Genomic DNA, 4902 nt, shown 5'->3' with positions numbered 1-4902 from the left:
AAAAGAAATGATATTGTTGATATTATAATATATATAATAGAAAAGTTTATATAGTAGTTACTAAAAATATTTTTACTATTTTTCATTCTTTTCACCAACCCACATATACCCCATTTTATATACAGTTTTTATGTATTTATGATTAGATGATTTATCTTCTATTTTACTTCTTAGTCTATTAATATTTACTGTTAGGGCATGTTCTTCTATGTATTCTTTGTCATTATCCCAGATTGAATCTATCAAGGCTTGTCTTGTAACTATTTGACTTTTGCTCTTTACTAGTTTTTTTAGTATTTTGTATTCTATTGGTGATAGCACAATATTTACTTTATTTTTAGTTACTAACATTTTTTCAAAATTAAATTCAAATTCTCCTTCAACTAAAGTATCTTCATATTTTTCTTTATTACTACAACGTCTAATCAAAGCCCCTACTCTTTGCATTAATATGTTTATACTAAATGGTTTTGTTATATAATCATCAGCCCCTATTTTAAATCCATTTATAATGTCTGATTCCACATCACATGCAGTTAGAAATAGTATCCCTACATTAGAATTTTCTCTAATTTTTTTACAAAATTCAAATCCATTTCCATCAGGTAAGTTTATATCTAGTATTATTAAGTCTATAGTATTACTATTAAAAATATTTTCCCCTTCTTTTAGATTGTATGCAGGTATTACATTAAACCCATCTGCTTGTAGATTAAAGCAGATTCCATTGTTTAACATAATGTCATCTTCTACTATTAGTATATTTCTCATTTTGATTATTCCCCTTTATAAGCTATACATTTTATTATATTACCAAATAATTATATCATTATTTTAAATAATTTTTCAAATTCATATATGCCTTTGTTTGAACTATATCATGTTCAATAAAAACATCATTATATGTTAATGATAAAATTGTAACACTCTAGATTTAAGTATAAAGAATACGGGTATCATTAGTAAGAAATTAAACTTTTAAACTACAAAGGAGCTTTGACATGAATAAGAAAAAAGTAATTTCAACAACTATAATGTTTTTAGTTATAGTAGCTGCTATAATAGGTTTTAAATCTATATTTGGCGAAATTAATACCTTAGTTGGAGTTGCAGGCATTACAGCAGCTCTTTCTTTACTTGGTACTGATTATACAATAACACCAATAAAAAGTACTATATATTTTGTATTTATTGAAGTGTTACTTGGGATTGGTTCATTTTTAGCATCAACTAATGCTTTTTTAGGATTAGTTATAACTTTTGCCATTGTATTTTTTATATTATACCAATTTACATATAATACAAAAAAACCTACATATGTTGCTTTTACATTAGGTTATTTCTTTATGCTTTATACACCTGTTAGCATCAATAAATTGCCTACTAGATTAGTATCTCTTATATTTTGTGGACTTTTTATAATGACAGTACAAATGATTGCAAATAAAAATAAGTTACAAAAGCAATCTAAAGTTACTATTAAAACGGTAATAGAGTCTATTAATGAAGAAATAGTATTAATGATAAATAATGATAGTATAAAAAGTGTAAATAATTTAAATTCTAAAACTTATGATACGCTAAAAGAGCATATATCAGATGTATATAAAAGATTGGATAGAAATATGGAACTTCCAGTTTCATTAACCCAATCATTATTTATATGTCAGTTTTTAGAAAGTGTAAACTTAATACTAGATGAAGTTAAAAACAATACAATTAATGAAGAATTTACTTATATCTTAAATAAAATAAAAGTATTGCTTTGTAATATAAATGAGTTTGTAGATAGAAATATAACAGTTGATGATATTATACTTAAAATAGATGAATTCTTAATCGCTATCGAAAAAGCTAACTCAAAATACTACAAAATTTATGAATTGCAAGGTTGCGTAAGTTTATTAAAAGAAGACTTAATACTTTCAAAAGAAAAAAATTCAAAAGAAGTTTGTGAAAAGTATTTCGTATCAAATACAGTTGATAAATTAAATGATTTAAAAAATAATTTAAATAAGGACTCTCTTAAGTTTACTTTTGCATTTAGAGGTGCATTAATTACTAGTATTGGTGTATTTGTAGTTGCTTTCTTTAATATACCACATGGTAAATGGTTAGTTTTCAGTTTATCATCTATTGTCCAGCCTTATCTTGAATCGGGACAAACTAAAGGTAGGGAAAGAATCTTAGGAACTATAATTGGATTAATTATATTTGAAATTTTATTCTCTATAGTAACAGATAATTCTATGAGAGCTTTTATTATACTTATAGTTGGATATATTAGTAATTACCAAACAGAGTATAAGTATCAAATGATATGCACAACTATTTCGGCTCTAGGAGCAGCATCTATTGGTAATAATATAAATGAGCTATCTATCAGTAGAATATTTTTCGTTCTTTTAGGTACTATAATTGCTCTATATGCAAACAAAGTAATTTTACCATATAAAATGAGTGATGTTACAAAAAACGAAGTTAAAAATTCTTTAAGTTTAAATGAGCAAATACTTGCCAAATTATACAATACAGGATTAGTGAATGGAACTATTAATGACGATTTAAAGGATGTAATTACTCAAAATATACGTCTTAATAAAAAGATATATTTTAATAATAATATTTTGTTATCAGATGATTTAAATGAATTTGTACATAAGCAACATATATTTATTAATAAACTACGTTTCTTAGTAAATAACTTTAAGAAATACACTAATAAAAATTCATCACATAACTTAGTTTTATTTTACGATATAGATATGCTTTTAAATAAGGATATTTCTACAAAAGATATTATAGATTTCTTAAATAATATAGATGATAGATTGAGTAAGTTAATATTAATAAATGTACTTGAGTTAAAAGAAACTATTATAGAATCTAAAGATATATCAAAAGTTATATACAAAACTCTATAATAAAATAAGGTTATTCATTAAACAAAGTGAATTACTATTAAAAGCTAAATAAACTAAAATAAAAAGCCAAGCTTAATGCTTGGCTTTTTTCTATCTAAATATTATTTACTGCTTTCTTTAATTTTATCATAAGCTTTAACTTTATTTTCAAGTAAAGAATCATAAATAGGAGGGCAATTTAATAAATTAGCTACTAAATACGCAACCCCACAGACTACTATAATAGGTCCTAGCTGAGTAAGTGCTCCACTCATTTCAAATACTAATATAAATCCAGTAATAGAAGCTCTGACAACAGATGTAAACATCCCTGCCATTGCTAATAATATAAAGTTATTTAAATATGAAGTATCTATAGCTCCCATTAAAACTAAAACTTTTCCAAATATAATTCCTACTAATCCACCTAATGTTAAAATAGGAAATAGTATACCTCCAGGAGTTCCTGGTGCAAAACTTATAAGTGAGAATATATATTTTCCTATTAATAATATTATAGCTAATTTAATAGTAAGTCCACTAGCTAATATACTATTTATAAGCTTATCCCCACCACCTAAAACTTGAGGTAAAAACATGCCAAATACAATAGCTAACATAAAAGGTATAATCATTTTATATCTTAGTTTTGTATTTATATTTGAATATATGTCCATAGTTTTAAGTAATCCTTTATTATATATAACTCCACTTAACCCAATAACTATTCCAAGTACTATTAAAGATATGTAGTAATTAGCTGGCATATTTAAAACTTTATCAACTATTAAAGTATGTGTTTCTCCAAAAAATATCCATGTAACTAAATCAGAACTTACACAAGCTGCAACAGCTGTTATAAATAGTACTGGCGAAAAACTTTTATGTACTTCTTCTAAGATAAACATAACTCCAGCAAATGGTGCATTAAATGCTGCTGCAAGACCAGCTCCCGCTCCTGTTGAATATAAATATACAAATTCTTTTTTACTTAGTTTAAATCGTCTAGATATAGCATGTGCAAAACTCCCACCTAATTGAATAGATGGACCTTCTATACCAAGAGATAGTCCAGCTCCCATTGCTAGTACACCATTTACAAATTTACTTACTAAAATTTTAAAAGAATGAATTATTTTTAATCTTCCTTTTAAACAGCCTTCAATTTGTGGAATACCACTACCTGATATCATAGGATTTTTCTCAACTGAATATCCAACAATATATCCTATAATAGCAAACACTAGTATTCCCAAAATTACATATTCCAAGTGATTAGCCATAAAATTATATATATTTAAACTAATTTTTTCTGCATATTTGGAGCATAACCTATACAAGGAAACTATAAATCCTACACCTACTCCTATTAAAATACTTTCAAAAACAATTCTTATTTTAAAAGAATCTGAGCAATTTCCATTATCAGGTATACAACTACTTTCTAAATTATCCATTTTATCACCTCGTATATAATATTACCCAATTAAATAGCTACATAACTTTTTCTATTTAAATTTTCTAAAAATAGATAATTTTTATTGATTGTATAGGAAAGCCAAGTCTTTAACCTGGCTTTCTTGTGATTATTCACTTTTTAGTATATTTATATTATTGTTCTTTTTGCCTTCTTTTGACCCGTGTGTATATCCAATTACTTCAAAATGTTTAGCAAATTCTTTAGCATACTCTTCGTAATGAGAGCATCTCCCTCTTATGCATGTAGATATATGTATTATATCAACTTCTGCTTTTTTTAATTTTTCTATTTTTATATCTAAACTTTCTAATGGCTTTTCATCACAACCATTACAAGTATTAAAAGCAACTAATTTACAATTACCTTCATATCTCTCAAATGAATCTTTACATTCATTAAATGCTCTAAAGCATCCATTAGCGGTACACCTTTGTGAAACATCCCCACAAGTATATATAGCAACTTTTTTCAATTTCTTCCTCCTATGCTTTTTATTTTTACTGTATTTATATATAATTA

4 protein-coding genes are annotated in these 4902 nt (G+C 25.5%); 1 reads left to right on the top strand and 3 read right to left on the bottom strand.

The annotated features are described in order from the left end of the window. Nucleotides 1–75: 75 nt before the first annotated feature. Nucleotides 76–771, bottom strand: coding sequence for a response regulator transcription factor (locus ABHC41_RS14550; protein WP_092926023.1), 696 nt, complete (start codon nucleotides 769–771; stop codon nucleotides 76–78). Between the two features lie 230 nt (nucleotides 772–1001). Between ABHC41_RS14550 and ABHC41_RS14545 the strand changes: the two genes are divergently transcribed. Beyond that, nucleotides 1002–2924 (top strand): FUSC family protein, encoded by a 1923-nt coding sequence (locus ABHC41_RS14545; protein ID WP_271892856.1) that lies wholly within the window; start codon nucleotides 1002–1004, stop codon nucleotides 2922–2924. A gap of 101 nt (nucleotides 2925–3025) precedes the next feature. On the opposite strand, the gene ABHC41_RS14540 is transcribed toward ABHC41_RS14545, so the two are convergent. Together ABHC41_RS14540 and ABHC41_RS14535 are read right to left on the bottom strand one after the other, a co-directional pair. Further along, nucleotides 3026–4360: a ClC family H(+)/Cl(-) exchange transporter gene (locus ABHC41_RS14540; RefSeq protein WP_271892854.1), complete on the bottom strand. Its 1335-nt coding sequence runs from the start codon at nucleotides 4358–4360 to the stop codon at nucleotides 3026–3028. A gap of 129 nt (nucleotides 4361–4489) precedes the next feature. Then, the gene (locus ABHC41_RS14535; RefSeq protein ID WP_166505342.1) at nucleotides 4490–4855 is read right to left on the bottom strand and encodes a CGGC domain-containing protein; all 366 of its coding nucleotides are present in this window, start codon (nucleotides 4853–4855) and stop codon (nucleotides 4490–4492) included. Nucleotides 4856–4902: the final 47 nt, after the last annotated feature.

The organism is Romboutsia sp. 1001216sp1, from assembly GCF_039841805.1.
GTDB lineage: Bacteria > Bacillota > Clostridia > Peptostreptococcales > Peptostreptococcaceae > Romboutsia_C > Romboutsia_C hominis.
The sequence above is the reverse complement of the archived record's forward strand: the minus strand, read 5'-3'. Positions and strand labels throughout refer to the sequence as shown.

Coding starts and splice junctions, on each gene's coding strand:
- ABHC41_RS14545 (WP_271892856.1), top strand. CDS start 1,002: ATGAATAAGAAAAAAGTAATTTCAACAACTATAATGTTTTTAGTTATA.
- ABHC41_RS14540 (WP_271892854.1), bottom strand. CDS start 4,360: ATGGATAATTTAGAAAGTAGTTGTATACCTGATAATGGAAATTGCTCA.
- ABHC41_RS14550 (WP_092926023.1), bottom strand. CDS start 771: ATGAGAAATATACTAATAGTAGAAGATGACATTATGTTAAACAATGGA.